Source organism: Dechloromonas sp. ZS-1 (assembly GCF_039649255.1).
Classification (GTDB): domain Bacteria; phylum Pseudomonadota; class Gammaproteobacteria; order Burkholderiales; family Rhodocyclaceae; genus Azonexus.
The window spans coordinates 225,573-250,440 of record NZ_JBDIYD010000001.1 but is presented as its reverse complement, the minus strand read 5'-3'; the positions used below and the strand labels follow the sequence as shown (position 1 = coordinate 250,440).

General features: G+C 60.2%; 25 protein-coding genes and 1 pseudogene. 5 read left to right on the top strand and 21 right to left on the bottom strand.

Annotated features, from left to right (window positions below; all coding sequences use genetic code 11):
* The first annotated feature begins 2 nt into the window (after nt 1-2).
* Both ubiE and AACO21_RS01215 read left to right on the top strand, forming a co-directional pair.
* On the top strand, nt 3-743 hold the full coding sequence (gene ubiE, locus AACO21_RS01220; RefSeq protein ID WP_346190650.1) for a bifunctional demethylmenaquinone methyltransferase/2-methoxy-6-polyprenyl-1,4-benzoquinol methylase UbiE: 741 nt from the start codon (nt 3-5) through the stop codon (nt 741-743).
* A gap of 10 nt (nt 744-753) precedes the next feature.
* Nucleotides 754-1,323, top strand: a complete 570-nt coding sequence (locus AACO21_RS01215) for a hypothetical protein (RefSeq protein WP_346190649.1) — start codon at nt 754-756, stop codon at nt 1,321-1,323.
* A 110-nt stretch (nt 1,324-1,433) separates the two neighbouring features.
* Here the strand turns inward: AACO21_RS01215 and AACO21_RS01210 are convergent, their stop codons facing one another.
* The 13 genes from AACO21_RS01210 to mnmG form a co-directional block, all read right to left on the bottom strand.
* Nucleotides 1,434-1,859, bottom strand: a complete 426-nt coding sequence (locus tag AACO21_RS01210) for a F0F1 ATP synthase subunit epsilon (protein WP_346190648.1) — start codon at nt 1,857-1,859, stop codon at nt 1,434-1,436.
* A gap of 26 nt (nt 1,860-1,885) precedes the next feature.
* Nucleotides 1,886-3,289: a F0F1 ATP synthase subunit beta gene (atpD, locus tag AACO21_RS01205; protein WP_346190647.1), complete on the bottom strand. Its 1,404-nt coding sequence runs from the start codon at nt 3,287-3,289 to the stop codon at nt 1,886-1,888.
* A gap of 36 nt (nt 3,290-3,325) precedes the next feature.
* Complete coding sequence (gene atpG, locus AACO21_RS01200) at nt 3,326-4,186, bottom strand: F0F1 ATP synthase subunit gamma (RefSeq protein ID WP_346190646.1); 861 nt, start codon at nt 4,184-4,186, stop codon at nt 3,326-3,328.
* A gap of 15 nt (nt 4,187-4,201) precedes the next feature.
* A complete protein-coding gene (atpA, locus tag AACO21_RS01195) occupies nt 4,202-5,740 on the bottom strand; it encodes a F0F1 ATP synthase subunit alpha (protein WP_346190645.1) in 1,539 nt (512 codons plus the stop codon).
* A 9-nt stretch (nt 5,741-5,749) separates the two neighbouring features.
* Nucleotides 5,750-6,283 carry a F0F1 ATP synthase subunit delta gene (locus AACO21_RS01190; protein WP_346190644.1) on the bottom strand — a complete coding sequence of 178 codons (534 nt, stop codon included), beginning with the start codon at nt 6,281-6,283 and terminating at the stop codon, nt 5,750-5,752.
* A 5-nt stretch (nt 6,284-6,288) separates the two neighbouring features.
* Nucleotides 6,289-6,759 carry a F0F1 ATP synthase subunit B gene (locus tag AACO21_RS01185; protein ID WP_346190643.1) on the bottom strand — a complete coding sequence of 157 codons (471 nt, stop codon included), beginning with the start codon at nt 6,757-6,759 and terminating at the stop codon, nt 6,289-6,291.
* A 41-nt stretch (nt 6,760-6,800) separates the two neighbouring features.
* Nucleotides 6,801-7,049 carry a F0F1 ATP synthase subunit C gene (gene atpE / locus AACO21_RS01180; RefSeq protein ID WP_027457100.1) on the bottom strand — a complete coding sequence of 83 codons (249 nt, stop codon included), beginning with the start codon at nt 7,047-7,049 and terminating at the stop codon, nt 6,801-6,803.
* A gap of 66 nt (nt 7,050-7,115) precedes the next feature.
* Nucleotides 7,116-7,982 (bottom strand): F0F1 ATP synthase subunit A, encoded by an 867-nt coding sequence (gene atpB / locus AACO21_RS01175; protein ID WP_346190642.1) that lies wholly within the window; start codon nt 7,980-7,982, stop codon nt 7,116-7,118.
* A gap of 2 nt (nt 7,983-7,984) precedes the next feature.
* A complete protein-coding gene (locus tag AACO21_RS01170) occupies nt 7,985-8,326 on the bottom strand; it encodes an ATP synthase subunit I (RefSeq protein WP_346190641.1) in 342 nt (113 codons plus the stop codon).
* 116 nt (nt 8,327-8,442) lie between these two features.
* Complete coding sequence (locus tag AACO21_RS01165; RefSeq protein WP_346190965.1) at nt 8,443-9,297, bottom strand: ParB/RepB/Spo0J family partition protein; 855 nt, start codon at nt 9,295-9,297, stop codon at nt 8,443-8,445.
* The gene (locus AACO21_RS01160) at nt 9,294-10,052 is read right to left on the bottom strand and encodes an AAA family ATPase (RefSeq protein WP_346190640.1); all 759 of its coding nucleotides are present in this window, start codon (nt 10,050-10,052) and stop codon (nt 9,294-9,296) included. Before AACO21_RS01160 ends, AACO21_RS01165 begins: the two co-directional genes overlap by 4 nt.
* Nucleotides 10,049-10,663, bottom strand: coding sequence for a 16S rRNA (guanine(527)-N(7))-methyltransferase RsmG (gene rsmG, locus AACO21_RS01155; protein WP_346190639.1), 615 nt, complete (start codon nt 10,661-10,663; stop codon nt 10,049-10,051). The genes AACO21_RS01160 and rsmG overlap by 4 nt, the downstream gene beginning before the upstream one ends.
* Nucleotides 10,660-12,570: a tRNA uridine-5-carboxymethylaminomethyl(34) synthesis enzyme MnmG gene (gene mnmG / locus AACO21_RS01150; protein ID WP_346190638.1), complete on the bottom strand. Its 1,911-nt coding sequence runs from the start codon at nt 12,568-12,570 to the stop codon at nt 10,660-10,662. Before mnmG ends, rsmG begins: the two co-directional genes overlap by 4 nt.
* A 133-nt stretch (nt 12,571-12,703) precedes the next feature.
* On the opposite strand from mnmG, the gene AACO21_RS01145 reads away from it, so the two are divergent.
* On the top strand, nt 12,704-14,398 hold the full coding sequence (locus AACO21_RS01145) for a response regulator (protein ID WP_346190637.1): 1,695 nt from the start codon (nt 12,704-12,706) through the stop codon (nt 14,396-14,398).
* Nucleotides 14,399-14,497: 99 nt separating this feature from the next.
* On the opposite strand, the gene AACO21_RS01140 is transcribed toward AACO21_RS01145, so the two are convergent.
* The 4 genes and pseudogenes from AACO21_RS01140 to AACO21_RS01125 form a co-directional block, all read right to left on the bottom strand.
* Nucleotides 14,498-15,259, bottom strand: a complete 762-nt coding sequence (locus AACO21_RS01140) for an ABC transporter ATP-binding protein (protein ID WP_346190636.1) — start codon at nt 15,257-15,259, stop codon at nt 14,498-14,500.
* The gene (locus tag AACO21_RS01135; RefSeq protein WP_346190964.1) at nt 15,256-17,016 is read right to left on the bottom strand and encodes a branched-chain amino acid ABC transporter ATP-binding protein/permease; all 1,761 of its coding nucleotides are present in this window, start codon (nt 17,014-17,016) and stop codon (nt 15,256-15,258) included. The genes AACO21_RS01140 and AACO21_RS01135 overlap by 4 nt, the downstream gene beginning before the upstream one ends.
* A 60-nt stretch (nt 17,017-17,076) precedes the next feature.
* A pseudogene (locus tag AACO21_RS01130) lies at nt 17,077-18,111 on the bottom strand (branched-chain amino acid ABC transporter permease); the annotation flags it as partial.
* A gap of 71 nt (nt 18,112-18,182) precedes the next feature.
* Nucleotides 18,183-19,322 (bottom strand): ABC transporter substrate-binding protein, encoded by a 1,140-nt coding sequence (locus AACO21_RS01125; RefSeq protein WP_346190635.1) that lies wholly within the window; start codon nt 19,320-19,322, stop codon nt 18,183-18,185.
* Between the two features lie 120 nt (nt 19,323-19,442).
* Here AACO21_RS01125 and AACO21_RS01120 point away from each other — a divergent pair, with 120 nt between their 5' ends.
* Together AACO21_RS01120 and AACO21_RS01115 are read left to right on the top strand one after the other, a co-directional pair.
* Nucleotides 19,443-20,039, top strand: coding sequence for a riboflavin synthase (locus AACO21_RS01120; protein ID WP_346190634.1), 597 nt, complete (start codon nt 19,443-19,445; stop codon nt 20,037-20,039).
* Between the two features lie 106 nt (nt 20,040-20,145).
* Nucleotides 20,146-21,375: an integrase arm-type DNA-binding domain-containing protein gene (locus AACO21_RS01115; RefSeq protein WP_346190633.1), complete on the top strand. Its 1,230-nt coding sequence runs from the start codon at nt 20,146-20,148 to the stop codon at nt 21,373-21,375.
* 43 nt (nt 21,376-21,418) lie between these two features.
* Here the strand turns inward: AACO21_RS01115 and AACO21_RS01110 are convergent, their stop codons facing one another.
* The 4 genes from AACO21_RS01110 to AACO21_RS01095 all read right to left on the bottom strand — a co-directional run bounded on the left by AACO21_RS01110 (nt 21,419) and on the right by AACO21_RS01095 (nt 24,868).
* The gene (locus AACO21_RS01110; RefSeq protein ID WP_346190632.1) at nt 21,419-22,540 is read right to left on the bottom strand and encodes a hypothetical protein; all 1,122 of its coding nucleotides are present in this window, start codon (nt 22,538-22,540) and stop codon (nt 21,419-21,421) included.
* 79 nt (nt 22,541-22,619) lie between these two features.
* The gene (locus AACO21_RS01105; RefSeq protein ID WP_346190631.1) at nt 22,620-23,246 is read right to left on the bottom strand and encodes a hypothetical protein; all 627 of its coding nucleotides are present in this window, start codon (nt 23,244-23,246) and stop codon (nt 22,620-22,622) included.
* A 76-nt stretch (nt 23,247-23,322) separates the two neighbouring features.
* A complete protein-coding gene (locus tag AACO21_RS01100) occupies nt 23,323-23,823 on the bottom strand; it encodes a siphovirus Gp157 family protein (protein ID WP_346190630.1) in 501 nt (166 codons plus the stop codon).
* Complete coding sequence (locus AACO21_RS01095; protein ID WP_346190629.1) at nt 23,816-24,868, bottom strand: hypothetical protein; 1,053 nt, start codon at nt 24,866-24,868, stop codon at nt 23,816-23,818. Before AACO21_RS01095 ends, AACO21_RS01100 begins: the two co-directional genes overlap by 8 nt.

Sequence of the window (24,868 nt, the reverse complement as noted above, 5' to 3'; positions counted from 1 at the left end):
TCATGACTCAAGACCACACCACCCATTTTGGCTACGAAACCGTCGCCGAGCAGGAAAAGGCCCGTCGCGTTGCCGACGTCTTTGATTCCGTTGCCAGTCGCTATGACCTGATGAACGATCTGATGTCCGGTGGCATGCATCGCCTCTGGAAAGCATTCACCATCCAGCGTAGCGGCGTGCGCGAAGGTTCGCGTGTGCTGGACGTGGCAGGCGGGACGGGTGACCTCTCCCTGGCGTTTGCCAAGCGGGTGGGTAAGAGCGGTCAGGTTTGGCTGACAGACATCAACAACGCCATGCTGGCCCGGGGGCGTGACCGTCTGCTGGACAAAGGCTACCTGTTGCCGACCGCGCAATGCGATGCCGAAAAGCTGCCTTTCCCGGACGATTGGTTCGATTGCGTGACGGTGGCCTTTGGCCTGCGCAACATGACCCACAAGGAATCGGCGCTGGCCGAGATGTACCGGGTGCTGCGCCCCGGCGGTCGACTGCTCGTTCTGGAGTTTTCCCAGGTCTGGAAGCCCCTTGCACCGGTCTATGACTTCTACTCTTTCCAGGTCATTCCGCGTATCGGCAAACTGGTGACCAACGATTCGGACAGCTACCGCTACCTGTCTGAATCCATTCGCATGCATCCGAGCCAGGAGGAGCTGAAAGGCATGATGTCCTCGGTTGGCTTCGAGAAAGTCGAATACTTCAACATGGCGCTGGGGGTTGTGGCACTCCACCGCGGTTTCAAGTTCTGAGGCGACGCGGATGGGGATGCTGGAGCGCCTGCTCTGTCAGCCGCTGAATCACCTTTTGGTGCAGTCGGAATGGGCCGTGGTGCGTCTGCGCCCGTTTACAGGGGCGCGGGTGCGGATGGCCGTGGGCACGCTGTTTGTGCATCTTTGCATCACGGAGACCGGCACATTTGAGGCCTGTGATCCTGCCGAAATGCCGGACGTGAGCATCACCTTGCCTTCGGATACCGTGCTGCGTGCCGTGACGGATCGCCAGAGTATCTTTCAGGCGGCAAAGCTCTCGGGATCTGCCGATCTTGCGGAAGCGCTGGGATTTGTATTCCGTCACCTGCGTTGGGATATGGAAGCCGATCTGGCCCGCGTGCTGGGCGATATTCCGGCCCGCCGCCTTGCGTTGCTCCAGCAATCCCTGCAAGCCCAAGGCAGCGCAGCGCTACGCAGGGTGGCAGACAATGCCAGCGAATATTTGATCGAAGAGGCCGGCATGCTGGCCACGCGGACAGAAATCGAGGCCTTTAATGATGGTGTCAGCGCACTGAGGGATGACCTGGCCCGCCTGGAAAAGCGTTTGCAGCGACTTTAATCCACTTTTCTGCGCCAGGGCTGTGGGCACGCGCCCATCATGCGAGATGTGCGCAAGCAAATAAAAAGGGCAGCCGAAGCTGCCCTTTTTGTCGTCGTTTAAGACGCCGCTTAGTGCACCGACTTGCGCAGGCGCTGGATGGCCTGGAGCTGAGCGATGGCCTGGGCCAGTTCAGCTTCTGCCTGAGCGTAGTCGACTTCAGCCTGGCGGTTGGCCAGGGCTTCTTCGGCACGCTTCTTGGCTTCCAGAGCCTTGGCTTCGTCGAGGTCATGAGCACGGATGGCCGTATCAGCCAACACGGTGATCATGTTAGGTTGCACTTCGAGCATGCCACCCGAGACATACACCAACTCGAACTCGCTCTGTTCCGGCAACTTCAGACGAACGGTGCCGGGCTTGATGCGGGTGAGCAGCGGGGTGTGTTGCGGCAGAATGCCGAGTTCCCCGGCTTCGCCGGGAAACACCGCCATTTCGACCAGACCGGAGAAGATGGACTCCTCGGCGCTGACAACGTCACAATGAACAGTCATTACCATCGCTGGCTCCTAACGGTGCCGCTGCATTACTGCAGCGTCTTGGCCTTCTCGACGGCTTCTTCGATGCCACCGACCATGTAGAACGCTTGTTCCGGCAGGTGATCGTATTCGCCAGAGACGATGCCCTTGAAGCCCTTGATGGTTTCCTTGAGCGGGACAAACTTGCCCGGGGAACCGGTAAAGACTTCAGCAACGTGGAACGGCTGGGACAGGAAGCGCTGGATCTTACGAGCACGAGAAACGGCCAGCTTGTCTTCCGGAGACAGTTCGTCCATACCCAGAATCGCGATGATGTCACGCAGTTCCTTGTAGCGCTGCAGGTTCATCTGCACGGCACGGGCAACGGAGTAGTGCTCTTCGCCCACGATCTGCGGATCGAGCTGACGCGAGGTGGAGTCGAGCGGATCAACGGCCGGGTAGATACCCAGAGCAGCGATGTCACGCGACAACACGACGGTGGAGTCCAAGTGCAGGAAGGTGGTCGCCGGGGACGGATCGGTCAAGTCATCAGCAGGCACGTAGACGGCCTGGATGGAGGTGATCGAGCCAACCTTGGTCGAGGTGATACGCTCTTGCAGACGGCCCATTTCTTCGGCCAGCGTCGGCTGGTAGCCCACGGCGGACGGCATACGGCCCAGCAGCGCGGACACTTCGGTACCGGCCAGGGTGTAACGGTAGATGTTATCCACGAAGAACAGGATGTCACGACCGTCGTCACGGAAACGCTCGGCCATGGTCAGACCGGTCAGCGCGACGCGCAGACGGTTGCCCGGGGGTTCGTTCATCTGACCGAACACCATGGCGACCTTGTCCAGAACGTTGGAGTCCTTCATTTCGTGGTAGAAGTCGTTCCCTTCACGGGTACGCTCGCCCACGCCAGCAAACACGGACAGACCGGAGTGCTGCTTCGCGATGTTGTTGATGAGCTCCATCATGTTGACGGTCTTGCCCACACCGGCGCCGCCGAACAGACCGACCTTACCGCCCTTGGCGAACGGACAGATCAGGTCGATCACCTTGATGCCGGTTTCCAGCAGATCCACGGAGGAGGACAGCTCGTCGAACTTCGGAGCGGGCTGGTGAATGGCACGCAGCTCGTCGGATTCGATCGGACCGGCTTCGTCGATCGGGCGACCGAGCACATCCATGATGCGGCCCAGGGTGCCCATACCGACCGGCACGGAGATGCCAGCACCGGTGTTGTTGATCTTCATGCCGCGGCGCAGGCCGTCGGACGAACCCATGGCGATGGTACGAACCACGCCGTCACCCAGCTGCTGTTGCACTTCGAAGGTCAGGCCGGTTTCCACCATGCCGTTTTCTTCGGATGCATCCAGTTTGAGGGCATCGTAAACCTTCGGCATCGCGTCGCGTGGGAACTGAATGTCCACAACGGCGCCGATACACTGAACGATGGTACCTTGACTCATATTGAAATCCCCAAATATAAAAACTGCGCGCTAACGTCAGACAGCGGCTGCGCCGCTCACGATTTCCGAAAGTTCCTTCGTAATCGCGGCCTGACGGGCCTTGTTATAGACCAGCTTCAATTCGCCGATGACGTTCTTGGCGTTGTCGGAGGCGGACTTCATCGCGACCATACGAGCAGACTGCTCGGAGGCCATGTTTTCAGCCACTGCCTGATAGATCAACGCTTCGACGTAGCGAATCAGCAGATCGTCGATAACGGCCTTGGCATCCGGTTCGTAAACATAGTCCCAGCCAGCGTGCTTTTCAGCAGCGACTTCGCCCTTCAGGGGCAGAACCTGTTCGAAAACCGGCTCCTGCTTCATCGTGTTGATGAAGCGGGTGTAGCCAATATAAAGCGCGTCGATTTCGCCATTCATGTAGGCGTCGAGTTGAACCTTGACCGGACCGATCAGCTTTTCAAGGTGCGGGGTGTCACCCAGGCCCACGACGTGCGAAGCAACCTTCGCGCCGAGGCGCTGCATGAAACCAAAACCCTTGTTACCGATGCAGGTTGCCTGGATCTTGGTACCCTGGGCGTCGAGTTCCTTCATCTTATTCACCACGAGGCGAAGGACGTTGGAATTCAGACCGCCGCACAGGCCCTTGTCCGAAGTCACCAGCACCAGCCCGACGTTCTTCTGCTCACGCGACTGCAAGAACGGGTGCTTGTACTCGGTCAGTGCATTGGAGAGGTTTGCTGCAACGCGCCGGATCTTTTCACCGTAGGGACGGGCAGCACGCATCCGGTCCTGCGCCTTGCGCATTTTGGATGCAGCCACCATCTCCATGGCTTTGGTGATCTTGCGCGTGTTCTCCACGCTCTTGATCTTGTTGCGAATTTCCTTGCCGCTAGGCATGGCGTTCTCCTAAGATCAGGCCCAGGTGCTCTTGAAAGCCTGGATGCCGGCGGCCAGTGCCTTTTCCGTATCACCGGAAAGGTCAGCGGACGACTCCATGGTGTTCATGACGTCGGCGCAGTTGGCCTTGAGGTAGCTGATCATGGCCTTTTCGCATTCGAGGGCGCGCTTCACTTCGACGTCGTCAAAGTAGCCCTTGTCGGCTGCGTACAGCGTAACGGCCATTTCGGAGATGCTCATCGGGGAGTACTGCGGCTGCTTCATCAGCTCGGTCACCAGACGGCCACGCTCCAGCTGCTTGCGGGTTGCTTCGTCGAGATCGGAAGCAAACTGGGCAAACGCTGCGAGTTCGCGGTACTGAGCCAGAGCCAGACGGACGCCACCACCGAGCTTCTTGATCAGCTTGGTCTGAGCAGCACCACCGACGCGGGACACGGAGATACCGGCGTTGATCGCGGGACGGATACCAGCGTTGAAGAGGTCGGTTTCCAGGAAGATCTGACCGTCGGTAATGGAAATCACGTTGGTCGGAACGAAAGCGGAAACGTCACCAGCCTGGGTTTCGATCACCGGCAGGGCGGTCAGAGAACCGGTCTTGCCCTTGACTTCACCATTGGTCAGCTTCTCGACCCAGTCAGCGGAAACGCGAGCGGCGCGCTCCAGCAGGCGGGAGTGGAGATAGAACACGTCGCCCGGGTAGGCTTCGCGGCCCGGCGGACGGCGCAGCAGCAGGGAAACCTGACGGTAGCCCCAAGCTTGCTTGGTCAAGTCATCGTAAATGATCAGGGCATCTTCGCCACGGTCACGGAAGTACTCGCCCATCGTGCAGCCGGCGTACGGAGCCAGGTACTGCAGTGCAGCGGATTCCGAAGCGGAAGCAGCAACCACGATGGTGTATTCCAGCGCGCCGTGCTCTTCGAGCTTGCGAACCACGTTGGCGATGGTGGAGGCCTTCTGGCCGACCGCAACGTAGATACAGAAGAGGTTCTTGCCCTTCTGGTTGATGATGGCGTCGACAGCAACGGCGGTCTTGCCGGTCTGACGGTCACCGATGATCAGTTCGCGCTGGCCGCGGCCAACCGGCACCATGGAGTCAACGCACTTCAGACCGGTTTGGACCGGCTGAGAAACGGACTGACGCCAAATAACGCCCGGGGCAACCTTTTCGATCTTGTCGGTTTGCTTGGCGTTGATCGGGCCCTTGCCGTCGATCGGACGACCCAGGGAGTCAACCACACGACCCAGCAATTCCGGGCCAACCGGCACTTCGAGAATGCGACCGGTGGTCTTGACGACGTCGCCTTCGGAGATGTGATTGTATTCGCCGAGGATAACGGCGCCGACAGAGTCACGCTCCAGGTTCAACGCCATACCGATGGTGTTGCCCGGGAATTCGAGCATTTCACCCTGCATGACGTCCTGCAAGCCATGCACGCGGCAGATACCGTCGGTGACGGAAACCACGGTGCCCTGCGTACGCACTTCCGATGCGCCTTGCAGGTTCTGGATCTTGCTCTTGATCAGTTCAGAAATTTCGGAAGGATTCAACTGCATGAAATTCTCCTAGTTGTTCAGTGCCACGGCCATGGCATCGAGTTTGCCGCGGACTGAAGCATCCAGCACCTGGTCACCCACGGCGACCCGAACACCGCCAATCAGGCTCGGGTCGATTGCAACGCGAGCGTTCAGGCGGGTACCGAAGCGGGCTTCCAGCTCCTTGAGCAAGGCGGCCACTTGGCTGTCGTCAATGGGGAATGCGGAATGCACCACCGCCTCCTGGACCCCTTCTTCCTGGCCCTTGGCCAGATCGAAAAGCCGGGAAATCTCCGGCAGGAGTGAGAGACGCCGGTTTTCTGCGAGGGTACGAACAAAGTTGCCCAGCACCGGATCATTGTCTTCGCACAGCGAAATGACCAGGTTGGCAATCTGTTCAGCGGAGAGCTGGGGATTGCCCATGACGGAAGCCATGTCCCCGTCCTGGGCAATCAGCGCGAGCTTTTGCAGGCGCTGGGACCAGGTGCCCTGAGCCCCGGCTTCTTTGGCCACGCGATAGGCGGCCTCAGCGTAGGGGCGAGCGATGGTGACGGATTCAGCCATAAGCTTTACAGATCCTGTTTGATCGTAGCCAGAATGTCGGCATGAGCCTGGGCATTGATCTCGCGACGCAGAATCTTCTCTGCACCGGAAACGACCAGGGTCGCCACCTGTTCGCGCAGTTGTTCCTTGGCGCGGACAGCTTCCTGTTCGATTTCAGCCTTCGCACCGGCAACGATGCGGTCAGCTTCCGCCTTGGCGGAGAGCTTGGCTTCTTCGATCAGCTGAGCAGCACGCTTTTCAGCGTTGCCGATCAGTTCGGCGGCCTTTTCCTTGCCTTCACGGAGAGCATCCGTGGAGCGCTTGGTGGCCAGTTCGAGATCCTGCTTGCCGCGTTCGGCAGCAGCCAGACCATCCGCGATCTTCTTCGCACGCTCGTCGAGCGCCTTCACAATGGGCGGCCACACGAATTGCATCGTGAACCACGCCAGAATGAAGAACACAACGAGCTGTGCAAACAGCGTTGCGTTCAGATTCACGGTCTATTCCTCTTCTAAAGGGTTAATGGGAAGAGGATCGATTAGACCAGCTTGAACGGGTTGGCGAAGGCAAACATCATGGCGATACCAACACCGATCAGGAAGGCGGCGTCGATCAGACCGGCCAGCAGGAACATCTTGGTCTGCAGGGCGTTCATCAGTTCCGGCTGACGAGCAGACGCTTCAATGTACTTGCCGCCCATCAGGCCGATACCGATACAGGCACCGATAGCGCCCAGACCAATGATCAGGCCAGCAGCCAGAGCAACAAAACCGAGAACGTGTTCCATGACAACTCCTTGCAAAAGTTAAAGTAAGTAAAACAAAAAGAAACTACAAAGAAATCGGGGTACTGCTTAGTGTGCTTCGTGAGCCTGGCCGATGTACACCAGGGTCAGCATCATGAAGATGAAGGCCTGGAGGGCAACGATCAGGATGTGGAAGATCGCCCAGATCGAACCGGCGATGACGTGGCCGGCAAACAGGAACACGCCAGTGGCGGTGCCTGCCCAGGCTGCGCCCATCAGCGCGATCAGCATGAAGACGAGTTCGCCGGCGTACATGTTGCCGAAGAGTCGCATGCCGTGGGAAACGGTCTTGGCCAGGAATTCGATCATCTGCATGGCGAAGTTCACCGGGTAGAGCAGCGGGTGGCTGCCGAACGGGGCGGTGAAGAGTTCGTGCATCCAGCCACCGAAGCCCTTGATCTTGATGTTGTAGTACAGGCAGACGAGCAGCACGCCGAGAGACATGCCCAGGGTGCCGTTCAGGTCGGCGGTCGGCACGATACGCAGGTAAGCGTGATGGTCGCCGGTGATGGCTTGCCAGATGTTCGGGAAGACGTCGAGCGGCAGGAAGTCCATCGAGTTCATCAGGAAGATCCAGACGAAAACGGTCAGGGCCAGCGGGCCGACGGCCTTGCGGGATTCTGCGCTATGGACGATGCCCTTGGCCTGGTCGTTGACCATTTCGAGGAGAATTTCAACGGCAGCCTGCATGCGGCCCGGGACGCCGGAGGTCACGCTCTTGGCGACGCGCCACATGGCGAAGAGGCCAATTACACCCATCAGGATGGAGAAGAACAGGGTATCGACGTTGATGATGCTGAAGTCGATGATGTCCTTCTGGGCATGGCCCGTGCTGTTGAAGTGGGTAAGGTGGTGAACGATGTATTCGCCTGCGGTCGGCGCGTTCGCTGCTGCTTCGTGGCCTGCTGTAGACATGGTTAGGATTTCTTCCAAAACGCTAAAAAACCAGCATGTAAAACAACCGCGAGGCCAATCAAAAGACTCGGCCAGTGCATCTCGGGATACCCCTTGATGGCGATTGCCAAAATTCCAATCGTGGCTGCAATTTTCAGGAACTCGCCGAGGAAGAAATTCGCCGCGTACGATGCGCCGGGGCGTTGATTCACCATCGACAAACGGATGGCAAAGAGAAGGTTGGGAAGTAGCGCAGCCACTGCTGCGATCCCGACCGAAACAAGCCCCCGCGTTCCGACAATTGCTCCGGCCCCAAGCGCTGTTATAAGTGCTGCACCGAATTGCAGAAAAATGGCTCTGTACATGGTGCGTTACGCTCGTTGACCGGTTTGCCAAACAGCTCTAAATGATACAAGAGCTTGTTACAGTCCGTCAATGAAAAGTACGGGTTTTCCCGTAAGTTACCTTGTTCGTCAACGGCTTAGCGCAATCTGCCGAGAATTCCCTCGAGCTGATCCAGATCGCCAAATTCAATCGTAATTTTTCCCGCCCCTTTTTTGTTCGAGCGGATGGCCACGGCAGCGCCGAGTTGGTCGGAAATTTCCTCCTGCAGGCGCAGCAGGTCACGGTCAACCGGCGCCGGGGCTGCTTTTTTGGGCGGCTGCATGATCTGCTGGACCAGGCGCTCTGCTTCGCGTACGGACAGATTTTTCTGAACGATACGTTGGGCGATCGCAATTTGCTGTGCGCCGGGCAGTGGCAGCAGCGCACGGGCGTGCCCCATGTCGAGCTTGCCGCTCATCAGCAGGTCCTGGACGGCAGCGTTCAATTGCAGCAGGCGCAGCAGGTTCGAAGCAGCTGGGCGGGAACGGCCGACGGCATCGGCAGCCTGCTGGTGAGTGAGGCCGAATTCATCGATCAGGCGTTGCAGGCCAAGGGCTTCTTCCAGCGGGTTCAGGTTTTCGCGCTGGATGTTCTCGATCAGCGCCATCGCCAGGGCCTGCTCGTCCGGGATGTCGCGGACCAGCACCGGCACATCGCTCAGCCCAGCCAGTTGCGAGGCGCGCCAGCGGCGTTCGCCGGCGACGATCTCGTAACGTTCGGCGCCCGGTGTGCGGTCGATCGGGCGGACCAGGATGGGCTGCATGATCCCCTGGGCCTTGATCGAGGCGGCCAGTTCGGCCAGCGAGACCTCGTCCATCTGGGTGCGCGGCTGGTATTTGCCCGGTTTCAGACGGTCGACCGGCAGTTTGCGCTGTTCATCGCCTTGCGGGCGGTCGCTCCCGGCCAGCAGTGCGTCGAGGCCGCGGCCCAGTCCCTTCATCTTGATCATCAGGCAACCCTTTCGAGAATTTCTTTGGCGAGCGCCACATACGCCTGTGCGCCCTTGGAGCCTTTGTCGAAGGCGATGACCGGCTTGCCGTAGGACGGGGCCTCGGCGAGGCGCACATTGCGCGGCACGATGGTCTGGTACACCTTGCTGCCGAAATGGCTTTCCAGTTCGTTCGAGACCTGTTGGGTCAGCGTGCTCTGGCCGTTGAACATGGTGCGCAGCAGGCCTTCGATTTCCAGGCGCGGATTCAGGTGATGGCGCACCTTGCGCAGCGTTTCGACGAGGTCGGAGAGGCCTTCCAGGGCGTAGTACTCGCACTGCATCGGAATCAGGACGGAATCGGCCGCCACCAGGGCGTTGACCGTCAGCATGTTGAGCGCAGGCGGACAATCGATGAGGACGAAGTCGTATTGGTCGCGATTCGCGTGCAGGGCGTTCTTCAGGCGGAATTCGCGCTGCTCCAGCTCGACCAGCTCCACCTCCGCGCCGGCCAGTTCGCGGTTGGCAGGCAGCACATCGAAATCGAAGGGGGTGTTCCAGCACACCTCGGTCAGCGTCGCCGCGCCGATCAGCAGCTGATAGACCGTAGGCAGGGCTTCTTTCTTGGTGATGCCGGCGCCGGTCGTGGCGTTGCCCTGCGGGTCCATGTCGATGAGCAGGACACGCTTGCCTTCGGCAGCCAGCGAGGCTGCCAGATTGACCGCGGTCGTCGTCTTGCCGACGCCGCCCTTCTGGTTGGTGATGGCGAGTACTTTCATGAGCCCGCTTTCAGGAGGATGAGGTGTCGTTCGGCGTCGAGGCCGGGCACGTGCAGCGGAATGATCTGCTCGACGATGATATCGGAGGGCAGGGCGGCGATTTCGTCATCAGGACGGACGCCCTTCATGGCCAGCCAGCGGCCGCCGGGGGCCAGCAGGTGGCGGGTCAGGTCGGTAAAGAGCTTGAGTTCGGCAAAGGCGCGCGAACTGATCTGGGTGTATTGCCCCGGCAACTGTTCGACCCGCGCATGGTAGGCCGTGACGTTCTTCAGGCCGAGCTGGATGGCCGCCTGTTGCAGGAAGGTGGCCTTCTTCTGGACCGTATCGACCATGCTGACCGACAGCGTCGGCCGCGTGATGGCGAGCGGGATGCCGGGCAGACCGCCACCGGAGCCCACATCGAGCAAGGGGCCGTCGCCGACGTGCGGCAGGATGGCCAGAGAATCGAGCAGATGGTGCGAAATGGCCTGTGCAGGATCGCGCAAGGCGGTCAGGTTGTAGGTCTTGTTCCACTTCAGCAGCAGGTCGCGGAAGGCGAGCAGTTGTGCCTGCGTCGTCTCCGGCAGATCGATGCCGAGTTGGGCGAGGCCGGTGGCGAGGTCGATGCTCATGCGTGGTCTGCCAGACGATGGCGTTTCAGGTGGATGAGCAGCAGCGAAATGGCGGCCGGGGTGATGCCCTGGATGCGGGAGGCCTGGCCGATGGTCTGCGGCTTGTGCTGGCTGAGCTTCTGTTTCACTTCGTTGGACAGGCCGGCCACCGTGGTGTAGTCCAGATCGCTGGGCAGGACGGTGTTTTCCAGCGTGGCAGCCTTGGCCACTTCTTCAGCCTGGCGGTCGATATAGCCCTGATACTTGGCCGAGATTTCCAGCTGTTCGATGATGGCGGCGTCAATGGCCGAAGCGTGCTCGCCGCGTTCCTGTGCCTGCCCGTCGATCTCCAGGGAGACGAGGGCATCGTAGGTCACTTCCGGCCGGCGCAGCAGTTCGAAGAGGTTGTACTCGTGCTCGATGGTTTTGCCGAGCACGCGCTCGCAGGCTTCGGCTGCAACGATCTTCGGGTTGATCCAGGTGCGCTTCAGGCGCTCCTGCTCGGCGGCAATGGCGTCGCGCTTGCGGCAGAAGGCATCCCAGCGCACATCGTCGACCAGGCCCAGCGCCCTTCCCTGCTCGGTCAGGCGCAGGTCGGCGTTGTCTTCGCGCAGGCTCAGGCGGTATTCGGCACGGCTGGTAAACATCCGGTAGGGATCGGAAACGCCGCGCGTGATCAGGTCGTCGACCAGCACGCCGAGGTAGGCCTCGTTGCGCTTCGGGCACCAGCCCTCGCGGCCCTTGACGTAATTCACCGCATTGATGCCGGCGAGCAGGCCCTGCGCCGCCGCTTCTTCGTAGCCGGTCGTGCCGTTGATCTGGCCGGCGAAAAAGAGGCCGTTGATCGCCTTGGTTTCCAGCGTGTCCTTGAGACCGCGCGGGTCGTAGAAATCGTATTCGATCGCGTAGCCGGGGCGCAGGATGTGCACGTTCTCCATGCCGCGGATCGAGCGGACCAGCGCCAGTTGTACATCGAAGGGCAGGCTGGTGGACACGCCGTTCGGATAGATCTCGTGCGTGGTCAGGCCTTCCGGCTCGAGGAAGACGTTGTGCTGGTTCTTGTCGGCAAAGCGGTGGATCTTGTCTTCGATCGACGGGCAGTAACGCGGGCCAACGCCTTCGATGACGCCGGTGTACATCGGCGAACGGTCCAGGCCGCTGCGGATGATGTCGTGCGTCTTCTCGTTGGTTTCGGTGATCCAGCAGGGCAACTGCTTCGGGTGCTGGGCGGCATTGCCGAGGAAGGAAAACACGGGCATCGGGTTATCCGAATGCTGTTCTTCCATCACCGAAAAGTCGATGGTCTTGCCGTCCAGGCGCGGCGGCGTGCCGGTCTTCAGGCGGCCTTGCGGCAGGTTCAGTTCTTTCAGGCGGGCAGCCAGCGATACCGAGGGCGGATCGCCCATGCGACCGCCGGTGTAGTTCTCCAGCCCGACGTGGATCTTGCCGTTGAGGAAGGTCCCGGCGGTCAACACCACTGCATCGGCCAAAAAGCGGATACCGAGCTGGGTCACCGCGCCACAGACCTTGTCGCCTTCGACGATGAGGTCGTCGCAGGCCTGGGCAAAAATGGTCAGGTTGGGCTGGTTTTCCAGGCGCATGCGGATCGCCTGCTTGTACAGCACCCGGTCGGCCTGCGCGCGGGTGGCGCGGACGGCCGGACCTTTGGAGGCATTGAGGATGCGGAACTGAATGCCGGCCTCGTCGGTGGCCGCCGCCATGACGCCGCCCAGAGCATCGACCTCGCGCACCAGATGCCCCTTGCCGATACCGCCGATCGAGGGGTTGCAGCTCATGGCCCCGAGGGTATCGAGGTTGTGCGTTAGCAAGAGCGTGTTCGCACCCGCCCGCGCCGCGGCCAGCGCAGCTTCTGTGCCGGCATGTCCGCCGCCGACAACGATGACATCAAAACGGGTGGGATAGAGCATGGAAATCGCGTGTTGCAGTGCAGTATCGGACCGCGGATTTTACGTCAGGGCGCTGAAAAATCGAAGTTTTTCCGGTTGTCTTGATGCTGCGGGCGTTCTGACGTATGTTGCCGGGATGATTTCGAGTAATCCTGTGAATGCCGCTGCGCTCGACAACGAGGAAATGCTGCTCATCCTGCAGCAGTCCCTGACCAAGAAGCGCGTCCTGATTGTTGACCGTCATTCCCCGGCGCGGGATTCCCTGCGCCTCATGCTGAGTGCCCTCGGTGTGACGGCTGTCCATGGTGCGGGCAACTCGGCCGAGGTGATCCGGCAGGTCAAAAGCAACCGTTTCGACATCATCCTTTCCGACTTCGTGCTCGATGACGGGCGCGACGGCCAGCAACTGCTCGAAGAGTTGCGCCACGCCCACCTCATTCCGCTGGCGACGGTCTACATGATCATCACCAGCGAGCGCAGCTACACCAATGTGGTGGCGCTGGCCGAACTGGCGCCGGACGACTACCTGATCAAGCCTTTTACGGGCGAACAACTGCAGGCACGCCTGATCCGGGCCATCTTCAAGAAGCACATTCTCCGGAAGATCTACGACAACATCGAGCGCGGGGCTTTGCAGGAAGCCGTCGAGGCCTGTGACCGCGTGATTCGCCAGCAGCCGGCCTTCACCTACGACGCCCTGCGTTTCAAGGGCGAGTTGCTGAACAGCCTGGGCAAGGTGCGCGAAGCGGAAGAAGTGTTCCGCAGCGTGCTGGCCGGTCGGGCCGTGCCCTGGGCCAAGATGGGCCTGGCCCAGGCCTTGCGCGAGCGCGGTGCGCTGGATGAAGCAGAACAACTGGCCGAGCAGGTGACGCAGGAAACACCGGAATTCCTCAGCGCCTATGATTTTCTGGCCGCCGTGCGCGAGGCCCAAGGCCGGTTGCAGGATGCGCAGGAGGCCTTGCAGAAGGCGGCGGATGCCTCGCCGCACAATACCCTGCGCCAGCGCCTGGTCGGCGATGTGGCGGTGCGCAACAAGGACATGCTGGCGGCCGAAAAGGCCTATGGCAAGGTGCTGCAGCGTAGCGTCGGGTCCAGCCTGCGTACCGTGGACGACTTTGCCAATCTCTCCCGCGTGCTGCTGGAGCGCGGCAACGTCGAGGCATCGCGCAAATTGACCGGGGAACTGCAGCGCAGTTTCCGGGGGGACAAGCAGGCTGAACTCGCCGTGTTGGTGAATGAAGCCCTCTGTCTCGAAAAGGAAGGCACGCCGGACAAGGCGGCCGCCCTGATCGACAAGGCAGTGGCCCTGCAGCAGGAAGTGCGGACCGACGCCCAGGAGAAAGGCCGCCATGCCTCGCATCGCCTGACCGTCGATCTGGCGCATGCCTGTTTTGCCACGGGCAAGGAAGAGGCCGGGCAGTCCCTGATGCGCCAGGCCGCTGCCGAAAATCACGATGACCCGCATCTGCTGGAGCACATCGGCACGGTGTTCGAGAAAACCGGCCAGGCCGAGGCCGGCAAGGCCTTGCTTGATGCGGTGAACAAGGAAATCATCGAACTCAACAACCGCGGCGTGCTGGCGGCGCGCAGCGGCGATCTGGAGGGCTCGGTCCAGTTGCTGATCCAGGCTGCGGAACAGGTGCCCAATCTGCAGTTCCTGATCAATGCCGCCAAGGCGATCTTTACCCTGCTCGATCAGAAAGGTTGGGATGCCGATCTGGCCGCGCGGGGTCAGAATTACCTGCAACGCGCCATGCGCAAGGACCGCAAGAATCCGAAGGTCGCGTCAGCCCGGGAACTGTGTCTGACCGTGGCGCGCAAGAACGGGGTGGTGATCGTCAATCTGTGAATTTCGGGCGCCGGACTGGCGCCTTGGCTAACATGAAAAAAGCCGCTGTCCGACGGTCGACCGTCGGACAGCGGCTTTTTTGGCGTTCACCTTAACCGCTCAGTGCGCCTTGTTGCCCAGACCGAGATAGGCTTCGACGACGCGGCTGTCGGCGGCCAGTTCGGCGCTCGGGCCGGCCAGGGTGACTTCGCCGGTTTCCAGCACATAGCCGTAATCGGCGATCTGCAAGGCGGCGCGGGCATTTTGTTCGACGAGCAGGATGGCCACGCCGGTTTGCTTCAGTTCGCCGATGATGCGGAAGATTTCCTTGATGATCAGCGGTGCCAGGCCCAGGCTCGGTTCATCGAGCATCAGCAGCTTGGGCTTGGCCATCAGCGCCCGGCCCATGGCGAGCATCTGGCGTTCGCCGCCGGAGAGCGTGCCGGCCAGCTGGTTGCGGCGCTCTTCCAGGCGCGGGAAGAGCTCGAAGACCTCGTCCATGGTTTCCAGATGATCGCGATGACCGGTCCGGTAACGGTCGAAGGCGCCGAGGATCAGGTTGTCTTCGACACTCATCTCGGCGAACAGCTCGCGCTTCTCCGGCACCAGGGTCATGCCCTGACGGACCAGGGTTTCCACCTGGCGTTCGCCGGTTTGGCCGTGGCCCATGTAGATGATGTCGCCGCTGGCCGGCAGCAGCCCCATCAGCGCGGAGAGCAGGGTCGTCTTGCCGGCGCCGTTGGGACCGATCACGGTGATGATCTCGCCGCGCCGGATGGTCAGGTCGACGCCATGCAGGGCCTCGACCTTGCCGTAGGCGACGCGCAGGTTCTTCACGTCGAGGATGACCTCGTGGTCGTGCAGGTGGGCGTGTTTGCTCATGATTCGACCCCTCCGAGGTAGGCTTCCAGGACTTTTGGATCTTTCTGGATGGCCTCCGGCAGACCCTCGGCGATTTTCTCGCCGAACTCCATGACGACGATGCGATCAGCGAGGCCCATCACGAAGTCCATGTCGTGTTCGACGAGGAGAATGCCCATGCCTTCGGCGCGCAGCTTTCTCAGCAACTCGGCGAGTGCCTGTTTTTCACGGTAGCGCAGGCCGGCGGCCGGTTCGTCGAGGAGCAGCAGGCACGGGTCCGAGGCCAGGGCGCGGGCGATTTCGACAATGCGCTGCTGGCCGAGCGCAAGGCTGCCAGCCGGCTCGAACATCTGGTCCTTGAGGCCAACACGTTCGATCTGACGGGCGGCTTCGGCGAGCAGGCGGGCCTCCTCGGCGCGATCCAGGCGCAGGGCCGAGGCGATCACGCCCTTGCTGCCGCGCAGGTGGGCACCGATGGCGACGTTTTCCAGTACCGACATCTGCGGCAGCAGGCGCACATGCTGGAAGGTCCGGCTCATGCCGCGCCGGGCGATGTCGCGCGATTGCAGCGCGGCGGTCGACTCGCCCAGAAAGGCGATTTTGCCCTCGGTCGGCGGGTTGACCGCCGAGATGCAGTTGAACATCGTGCTCTTGCCGGCGCCGTTCGGGCCGATCAGGGCCATCACCTCGCCCGCCTTCACGGAGAGCGACATGGCGTTGTTGGCAACCAGACCGCCAAAGCGCTTGGTCACTGCCTGGGCATCGAGCAGCAGGCTGCCGCTGTGCATCGGCTGGCGTTTCGCCAGGGTGTCCGCTACCGGGATCGCACGGGCTTGGCGGTGCGTCGGGAAGCGGCGCAAAATCACCGGCCAGAGGCCGCTGCGGGCGCGCTGGAGGATGAGAATCATGGCAATGCCGAAGACGATCACCTCGAAATTGCCGCTTTGCCCCAGCAGCTGCGGCAGCCAGTCCTGCAGCCACTGCTTGAGGACGGTGACCAGCCCGGCACCGAGGACGGCGCCCCAGACATGCCCGACACCGCCGACCACGGCCATGAACAGGTACTCAATCCCGATGTGGATGCCAAACGGCGTCGGATTCACGAAGCGCTGCAGGTGGGCATAGAGCCAGCCGGAGAGGCTGGCCAGCAAGGCCGCGATCAGGAAGATGATGATCTTCGCCTGCGGCGTATTCACGCCCATCGCCTCGGCCATCACCGTGCCGCCCTTGAGCGCGCGGATGGCACGGCCCATGCGCGAGTCGAGCAGGTTGCGGATGCCGAGCATGGCGAGCAGGACAACGGCCCAGATGAAGTAGAAGAACTGCTCGCCCGACTTCAATTCCAGCCCGAACAGATTGATCGTCGGGATGCCGGTGATGCCGGTGTGGCCGCCCAGAAATTCGACGTTGCCGAACAGGTAGTACAGGCTGATCCCCCAGGCAATCGTGCCGAGCGGCAGGTAATGCCCGCCCATGCGCAAGGTGATGAAGCCCAGCGACAGCGAGACGGCTGCGGTCAACGCCAGACCGATGCCCAAAGTCAGCCAGGGCGATAGGCCGTAGCTCGTCGTCAGCCAGGCGGTTGTGTAAGCGCCCAGGCCGACGAAGGCCGCTTGCCCGAAGGAAGTCAGGCCGCCCACGCCGGTCAGCAGGACCAGGCCGACCGCGACGATGGCGTACAGCCCGATGTAGTTGAGCAGGGTGATGCTGAATTCCGGCAGCACCAGCGGCGCGCTGGCCAGCAGGGCAAGGAAGGCAGCAATCGGCAGATAACGCAGCCAGGCACCGCCCTTGCCTGCCCCGTCGGCCTGGCTGGTCGGGCCTTCTTCGCCGTGTTCTTCTTCCTCATCGGTGTGACGGGCCGTGAGCGAGCGCCAGAGCAGGACCGGGATGATCAGCGTGAACACGATCACTTCCTTGAAGGCGCTGGCGTAGAAGGAGGAGTAGGACTCCAGCAGGCCGACCAGAATGGCCCCGAAGGCGGCGAGCGGATAGGAAACCAGCCCCCCGATGATGGCGCCGACGAAGCCCTTGAGGCCGATCAGGAAGCCGGAGTCGTAGTAAATGGTGGTGATCGGGGCGATCAGCACGCCGGAAAAGGCACCGATGGCGGCGGCAAAAGTCAGACACAGTTTGCCGGCCAGGATGGGCGGAATGCCCATCAGGCGGGCGCCAGTCCGGTTCATGGCCGTGGCCCGCAGGGCCTTGCCGTAGAGCGTGCGCTCAAAGAAGAAATAGAGGCCGATGATGAGCAGGGCGGACGCCACGACCACCAGAATGGTCTGGCCCTGCAGCGGCGCGCCGGCCAGTTCGAAACTGAGGTCGGTGAAGGTGGGCGTGCGCGAGCCTTCTGCGCCGAAGAAAAGCAGGCCGAGACCGATCATCGCAGTATGCACAGCCACCGACACGATCAGGAGCACCAGCACCGAGGCGCCGGCCAGCGGCTGGTAGGCAATGCGGTAAATCATCGGCCCCATCGGTACAACGAGCAGCAGGGAAACGATCACCTGCAACCAGAGCGGCAACTCGGACGGCGGCAGGGCGAAGAGCGCCGCTGCGGCAAGGAGCGGCAGACCGATATTCAGGATGAGCAACGCGGGCAATTTGCCGAGGCGCCCCTCGCGGATGTACTGAATGCCATCCATCAGGGCGACGGTCGTGCCCAGTGCGAGCAGCAGCCAGACGGTGCCGGGCACCTTGCCGGCTTGCAGGCTGGCGAGGGTCAACGCCCCGTAGGCAACGAATTCCCCTTGCGGAATGAAAATGACGCGGGTGACGGCGAAGACCAGCACCAGAGCAAGGGCGAGAAGGGCGTAGATGGCACCGTTGGTGATGCCGTCCTGGCCGAGCAGAAGAAGAATTTGGAGGTCCATGCGGAACCGGCCTCGGTAAAGCGAAACGCCGACGCGCGGAAGAGCCGCACGTCGGCGTCGGGTGGATCAGATTACTTGACGAGCTTCCAGGTGCCGTTTTCGATGGTCACCATGACGCGGGCGCGTTGGTCAAAACCCTGGTGATCGTTCGGCGTCAGGTTGAAGATGCCGTGGGCTGCCGGGGCATTCTTGACGCCTTCCAGCGCATCGCGCAGGGCGCGACGGAACTCGACAGAACCCGGCTTGGCCTTCTTGAGCGCGCTCGGCACGGCGGCATTGAGGAGGACGCCGGCATCCCAGGCGTGGCCGCCGAAGGAGCTGACGCTGCCCTTGCCGTGGGCGGCTTCATATTTGGCCACATAGTCCAGCGCCGATTTCTTGACCGGGTTGTCGGCCGGCAATTGGGCGGCGACGACCATCGGACCGACCGGCAGGAAGGCCCCTTCGACATCCTTGCCGCCAACGCGCAGGAAGTCGTTGTTGGCAACCCCGTGGGTCTGGTAGATCAGGCCCTTGAAGCCTTTTTCCTTGAGGGACTTCTGCGGCAGCACAGCCGGCGTGCCAGCACCGCCGATCAGCACGGCATCCGGCTTGGCGGCGAGGATCTTGAGGATCTGGCCGGTCACGGAGGTGTCGTTACGCTGATAGCGCTCATTGGCGACGATCTTCAGCTTGCGGGCTTCGGCAATCTTGGCGAACTCTTTGTACCAGCCATCGCCGTAGGCATCCGCGAAGCCGATGAAGGCCACGCTCTGCACGTTCTTGTCGGTCATGTGCTGGACGATGGCGGTGGCCATGTGGGCGTCGTTCTGGGCTGTCTTGAACACCCACTTGCGCTTGGCGTCCATCGGCTCGACGACGATGGCGGAGCCGGCCATGGAAATCAGCGGCGTTTCGTTGTCGACCGCGACATCCATCATGGCCAGGGAGTTCGGGGTGGTGGTCGAGCCAATTACCACGTCGACCTTGTTTTCAGCGATCAGCTTCTTGATGTTCTTGGTGGCTGCGGTCGGGTCGGTGGCATCGTCCAGCACGATGTAATTGACCTTCTCGCCGCCAATGCTGGTCGGCAACAGGGCAATGGTGTTCTTTTCCGGGATGCCCAGGGAGGCGGCCGGGCCAGTCGCCGAGACGGAGACACCAACGTTAATATCGGCCAGAACGGCAGAAGAGAAGGCAGCCAGAACAGCCAGGGCCAGCTTTTTGGACATGGAACGCTCCCGGTAAAGAGGGTTGAGAATGAACCTGCGAGTTTAGCATGCCCCCATACGGCGCCGTACTGCCGGGTGCCGTGATAGAGTCGCCGTTTTCATCGTGTTGTGGATGCTGTCATGTTTTCTGGAATCATTGCCTCGGTCGGCCGCATTGTCGACATCACGCCGCGCGAAGTGGGCTGCCGCCTGCATGTCGATGCCGGCAAGCTCGGTCTGGACGACGTCGCCCTGGGCGACTCCATTGCGCATAATGGGGTATGTCTGACGGTGGTGGCGATTGAAGGCAATACCTTCGCGGTGGATGTCTCGCCGGAAACGCTGTCCTGTACCGTCGGCCTGGGCGAACCCGGCCCGGTCAACCTCGAAAAAGCCCTGCGTCTGGCGGACCGCCTGGGTGGCCATCTGGTCTCCGGCCACGTCGATGGTGTGGGCGAGGTACTGCGCTTTGATGCCATCGGCGACAACCGCCTGCTCGAAATCCGCGCTCCGCAGACCCTGGCGAAGTACATCGCCCGCAAGGGGTCGATCACGATCAACGGCACCAGCCTGACGACCAATGACGTGAATGCCACCGATTTCACGATCAACCTGATCCCGCACACGCTGGAAAACACCACGCTGCAATTCCTCAAGCCCGGAAGCAAGGTCAATCTCGAAGTCGATCTGATCGCCCGTTATGTTGAGCGGATTCTTGCAGTGTCCAACGATGCCTAGATCGATATTGATTTCAAAGAATAAATAGTCATCTTGTGGTCTTTGGTGGGCTAATGTAGTCCACCATAATCTACGGTATTTGACGGTAAGCAATGCGGTATACTTCGTGTACCGCATCTGGTTTACCGTCATGCTCTCCGATACCAAGCTCAGAACGCTCAAGCCCAAAGACAAGGCCTTCAAACTCGCTGACTACGATGGCTTGTACATTTACGTGACCCCTACGGGCGGTCGCTCATGGCGGTTTGACTACCGCTATCAAGGGAAGAGATATACCCAGACACTGGGGAAGTATCCTGATGTGTCTCTGGCCGATGCCCGCTCACGCTTGCGTGATGCAAGAAGCGTGTTGGCATCTGGAAAAAATCCCCATCAGGAGAAGCAGAAGGAAAAAATTCTGCAACGAGAGGCTTCTACCAACACCTTTGGGGCAATTGCCGATGAGTGGTATGGAGCTAAAGAAAAGCTTCGATCACATGCTTGGAGGGAAGCAAATGCTTTGTACCTCCGACGAGACCTGAAGCCGGAAATCGGTAGCTTGCCTATCACCGAAGTTAGCGGCCCTCTGTTGCTCTCTGTAATCAAGAAAATAGGTGACAAGCACGGCGTCAAAACCGCAGAACGTGTTCGCCAAACTGCGGGCCAAGTGTTTGAGTATGCAATTCGTCAGTTTAAGGCCACTGCGAATCCGGGACGTGCCCTCGCTCAATGGACAGAGATTCCAGCAGCAGAGCATCGTCGCCCGCTGACACCGAAAGAAATTCCAGGTTTTATTGACGCCGTTGGGCGATACCCAGGACTTCCATCAACGAAAAACGCTGTTCGGTTGATCTTGCTCACCTTTGTCAGGAAATCAGAAGCAACCGATGCAACTTGGGACGAGTTCGATTTCGACAACTCGCTCTGGATTATTCCCAAAGAGAGAATGAAGATGCAGAAGCCGCACATCGTTCCCCTTAGCAGACAGGCAATTCAGATTCTTGAGTCGATGAAGCCCATATCAGGCGAGTCGAAGTATGTATTCCCGAGCAATAGCACCCTCGAAAAGCCAATGAGCGGGTCGTCCATCAATGTCATGTTCCAGAAAATGGGCTACGGCGGGTCGTTCACCCCACACGGTCTGCGTTCAACAGCCAGCACAATCCTGAATGAACTTGGCTTCGGTCGTGATCCAGTAGAGAGGCAACTTGCCCACACTGAGCGCGATGAAATTCGAGCGGCTTATAACCATGCTGACTATCTACCCGAGCGGAAAAAGATGATGCAGGCGTGGGCAGACTACCTCGATAAACTCTGCGGGCTTAAAACGGCCAAGAAAAAGCAACCCTCCCCCTAAACTTGGTTTTGGGGTGAGAGTTGCACTAGATGCAGCGGATGAACTATCTGCAACCAATGGATAGACCTGGCAGCGCCTTCTCAATCTGCTCGGCTACCCACTCAGCAAGCTCCTGGAAGTTCATCGGCTCAGTCATCATCATGCTGTCCTCCATATCGAGGCTGGCAGTGAAGTGTGGATCGTTGGCCGCTTCCCAATACTGCTCGCCCAGCCTTTCCTGAAGCTTCTCGAACAGCGGCAACGGCAACGACGTGTCGTGTCGAATCATCATTTCCAGTTCCAGTCCCTCTGTCCAAGGTGACTGCCGAATCGTAGCTGATGTTGTGCCCGGCACCTTTTCCCCGAATAGGGAGCGATCCGGCTGAATGGTCAGGCCCGCCTCACTGAAGCGCAGCTTCTCCGGTGAATCGAGAATCAGTCGCCAGTTGAAGTCCTGCAATACTTCCTCGCGCAGCCGTTCCTCCAGGCCCGCCTTCAGCATGTTCCAGGCAATCAGCCGCATCCCCGGTCTATCGTCGGCCATACCCAGGCGTCCCCAATACCACACGGTCACATCCACCGTCGCCATCGACTGCCCCACCAAGGGTGCGATTTGGCTAATGGCATCGACCAACACCTTTTCCGATACCCGCCTGCCGATCACGCGCTTGCCGAAGTTCAAAACATGTACGTCCGGCTTCACAGAATCGACGTGACAGCGAATCTGTAGCCAATGGAAAACGGCGATGCCCAAGCCCTTCACGCGATCCTTGAAGTCCCGCTCGAAGGTAGAGCGAGCAGCCCAGGCATGAAGGCTGGCCTGATCGGTGACGCCAACCGACTCGAAGAAAACCATCAGTTTTCGCAGCAGGGCGATGCGCGTCCACATGAAATTGCCCCACAGGAATTGGCTGGCGGCTTTGTTGCCCACTTCATCGTCGGGAAACCGAGCCAGCACCGCCTTCAGGTCATCATGTGTGTAAATTTGGTGCTGTTGCTGCACCTGAACGCGGAAGTAGCCCAGTGAAGAGAGCACCACCTCCACGCGAACGTGGAAGTTGATGACGGTTTCCATCAAATCGAGCATGTAATCGGCAGGCGCACGGTTCGGTTTCACAAAAGGCAGATCAGTAACGGCGTTTGCCAGTGCCGAGAAGTCTTCGGGCGACAGTTCGTTTTTTTTCATTTTTCAGGCTCCATAAAAGAGAACGGCCAGCGCGATGACTGGCCGGTGTTGCTTGGTATTGCTGGATTCGGTTGAGTCGTCAGTCAATGTCGAGGTCCATTTCCTCGATGCTTGGCAGCAAGCACACCGCATCGGAGAGATGCACCTTGGCCCGACCTGCTGGGGTGTCGTAGTTGTGCCAGCCCCGGCGACTGGGATTGAGGGATAACGTGGCATTCCACGGCATCATCGAGAACGGAGGGAAGTTCGGGTCAAGCAGCAGTAGCTTCTCGTCTCCCGGAATGCCTTCCTGACCACCGATGCCGACCGCCAGGCTCCAGTGATCGAAGCTGTCGTTTTGAACTCCGACAATTGCCAAGCCATCGGCGTGAAGGGTTCGCCGAATCTCATCGGGTAAATCCTTGAGGACGACCCGGCTGCTGACGGCATGGCGATACGGTTTGAAAAACGACGCCAGCTTGTTCGGCTTGGTGCCGACGAAGTAGTGTGGTCTGGCCGATTTCCAGAATGCTGATAAAGCCTTCTTTGGCTTGCCTTCCAGATCATCCCGAGTCACTTCGCCAAACAGCATCAGCGCCATCAGTGCTGAGTGCTGACCACAGGCACCGTCGAGGTCGGACTGTTGCAGGTGTAAGGGTGACTTGCCCACCATCGGGCCGTCGATCCCTGCGGTCAGTCTGGGATGCCAGCGATACACTTGGCTCATCTTGTTTTCTCCAGGCAATAGGAGGCCCCGGCACTGTTCAGCAGCGCCGAAGCTCTCCGTCAGTTGGGAAGTAGGCTCAGGAAATTTTCAGGCGCTTGCCTTTTTCCAGATGGCAGCCGGGAATGATTTCACCGTCGTCGAGCATGGCTCTCCGTAGTGCATCCTTGCGGATCGTGACGACGGTTTCCTCTTCCTTGTAATCGCCAGGAATGGCCTCCTCATCATCGAGAATGACCTTGGGTGGGTTGTCGCACACCTTGACCACGAATTCCGGCGAAGCCAGTTCGTTGATGCCGGTGCGAATCATGTTCACCAGCAGGTAGTTGCGTAACCAGTCAGCCCGGCCTTCCAGGTTCTTGCGACGAGCCACGATGCGCTTTTCGACGGTGCGAACCATCTCCGCCTCGCCCTCGAACTGCAGCACCATCGCCGACACCTGCCAAAATTTCGTGTCCAGTTCACCAGAGTAGGCATCAAGGATTTCGTCGATGATTTCGTTCGGCATGTCCTGCTCATCCGACAGCACCTTGGCAAGTTCGAGGTACTCGTCGGCCAATGCGAATAGCGGCTTACTCATGGCTCCCCCCCTCCTGCTGGGCTTGGCCGTTGGCGAATGTTTTTTCGCCTTCCGCCCAAGTTTCGAGTCGCTTTGAAATCGAGGCGCACTGGGCCTGCGTCAGTTGATCGAGCTTGGTGACGCTACCCCCCGTTGTCTTGTAGAGCCATGCCAGCACTCGTTTTTCGGTGAAACCGTACTGACGAATTTCCTGGCGTAGGGTTTCAAGGGCTTCCTTGCCGATCTGCACAAGCGTTGCATCGGTTGCAGAGTTTGCAGAAGTTGCGTTCGATGCAGGCGTTGCAGACTTTGCTGAGCGTCGTGGCTTTGGCGGCAACGATGCAACGGGAGTCTCTTCCTCGACGACAGGACGGTCCTCAATGTCCTGCGTGTAGATCTCGGATAGGCCAGCCAATCGCAAGGTGGCGTCGATGTGGGCACTCTTCTCGGCCATCTTCAGCGTCTTGTTGATGTCGCCGTAGTCCTGGCCGACACTGCGAGCACCAACCCCTTCGGCGACCGGGCGACCGTGAGCATCACGAAGTTCGCAGCGCAGCATCACCGTGGTCAGTGCGATGCCATTCAAGACTGCTTGCTCGTAGTCGGGCAACGATGGGTAATGCACGGTCATGCCCAACATGCCGGTAATTTTTTCTGCGCCAGGCTTGAACAGCGATGGCTTGGACCAGTGATGAGGATCACCACAGTCCTTGACCCGGCCTTGGCGAGCAAACTGGCAGCGTTCCTTGCTGGCAACGTGGATTCTTCCGAAATCGACACCCTCTACCAACGCTGATCGTAGCCATTCCATCAATAGCTCACGGTTCGCTTTCCTGCGATCCAGACCGGCTTTGAATTGCTCGGCTGGTAAGTCGAGGGGTGAAACGGTGATGGCGGTGTGCGGTATGGGCACGGGTTGCGGTAGTGGCTGCGCTTCCACCACGGTAGGGACGCTGATCGGCGTTTCGTCGGCAATGCGACGGATGACACGACGGCCATTACGCAAAGCTTGTTGCGTGGTGGCGGCGAGTTCGTGGTTCTCACGGATTTTGTCTGCGAGTCCCAT

Excerpts from the sequence above, each read along its gene's own strand:
- atpB (WP_346190642.1), bottom strand. The coding sequence starts at position 7,982 with ATGTCTACAGCAGGCCACGAAGCAGCAGCGAACGCGCCGACCGCAGGC.
- atpG (WP_346190646.1), bottom strand. The coding sequence starts at position 4,186 with ATGCCTAGCGGCAAGGAAATTCGCAACAAGATCAAGAGCGTGGAGAAC.
- AACO21_RS01215 (WP_346190649.1), top strand. The coding sequence starts at position 754 with ATGGGGATGCTGGAGCGCCTGCTCTGTCAGCCGCTGAATCACCTTTTG.
- AACO21_RS01120 (WP_346190634.1), top strand. The coding sequence starts at position 19,443 with ATGTTTTCTGGAATCATTGCCTCGGTCGGCCGCATTGTCGACATCACG.
- AACO21_RS01095 (WP_346190629.1), bottom strand. The coding sequence starts at position 24,868 with ATGGGACTCGCAGACAAAATCCGTGAGAACCACGAACTCGCCGCCACC.
- AACO21_RS01110 (WP_346190632.1), bottom strand. The coding sequence starts at position 22,540 with ATGAAAAAAAACGAACTGTCGCCCGAAGACTTCTCGGCACTGGCAAAC.
- atpA (WP_346190645.1), bottom strand. The coding sequence starts at position 5,740 with ATGCAGTTGAATCCTTCCGAAATTTCTGAACTGATCAAGAGCAAGATC.
- AACO21_RS01210 (WP_346190648.1), bottom strand. The coding sequence starts at position 1,859 with ATGGTAATGACTGTTCATTGTGACGTTGTCAGCGCCGAGGAGTCCATC.
- AACO21_RS01160 (WP_346190640.1), bottom strand. The coding sequence starts at position 10,052 with ATGAAAGTACTCGCCATCACCAACCAGAAGGGCGGCGTCGGCAAGACG.
- AACO21_RS01190 (WP_346190644.1), bottom strand. The coding sequence starts at position 6,283 with ATGGCTGAATCCGTCACCATCGCTCGCCCCTACGCTGAGGCCGCCTAT.
- AACO21_RS01100 (WP_346190630.1), bottom strand. The coding sequence starts at position 23,823 with ATGAGTAAGCCGCTATTCGCATTGGCCGACGAGTACCTCGAACTTGCC.
- atpE (WP_027457100.1), bottom strand. The coding sequence starts at position 7,049 with ATGGAACACGTTCTCGGTTTTGTTGCTCTGGCTGCTGGCCTGATCATT.
- rsmG (WP_346190639.1), bottom strand. The coding sequence starts at position 10,663 with ATGAGCATCGACCTCGCCACCGGCCTCGCCCAACTCGGCATCGATCTG.
- AACO21_RS01105 (WP_346190631.1), bottom strand. The coding sequence starts at position 23,246 with ATGAGCCAAGTGTATCGCTGGCATCCCAGACTGACCGCAGGGATCGAC.
- AACO21_RS01125 (WP_346190635.1), bottom strand. The coding sequence starts at position 19,322 with ATGTCCAAAAAGCTGGCCCTGGCTGTTCTGGCTGCCTTCTCTTCTGCC.
- atpD (WP_346190647.1), bottom strand. The coding sequence starts at position 3,289 with ATGAGTCAAGGTACCATCGTTCAGTGTATCGGCGCCGTTGTGGACATT.
- AACO21_RS01170 (WP_346190641.1), bottom strand. The coding sequence starts at position 8,326 with ATGTACAGAGCCATTTTTCTGCAATTCGGTGCAGCACTTATAACAGCG.
- mnmG (WP_346190638.1), bottom strand. The coding sequence starts at position 12,570 with ATGCTCTATCCCACCCGTTTTGATGTCATCGTTGTCGGCGGCGGACAT.
- ubiE (WP_346190650.1), top strand. The coding sequence starts at position 3 with ATGACTCAAGACCACACCACCCATTTTGGCTACGAAACCGTCGCCGAG.
- AACO21_RS01140 (WP_346190636.1), bottom strand. The coding sequence starts at position 15,259 with ATGAGCAAACACGCCCACCTGCACGACCACGAGGTCATCCTCGACGTG.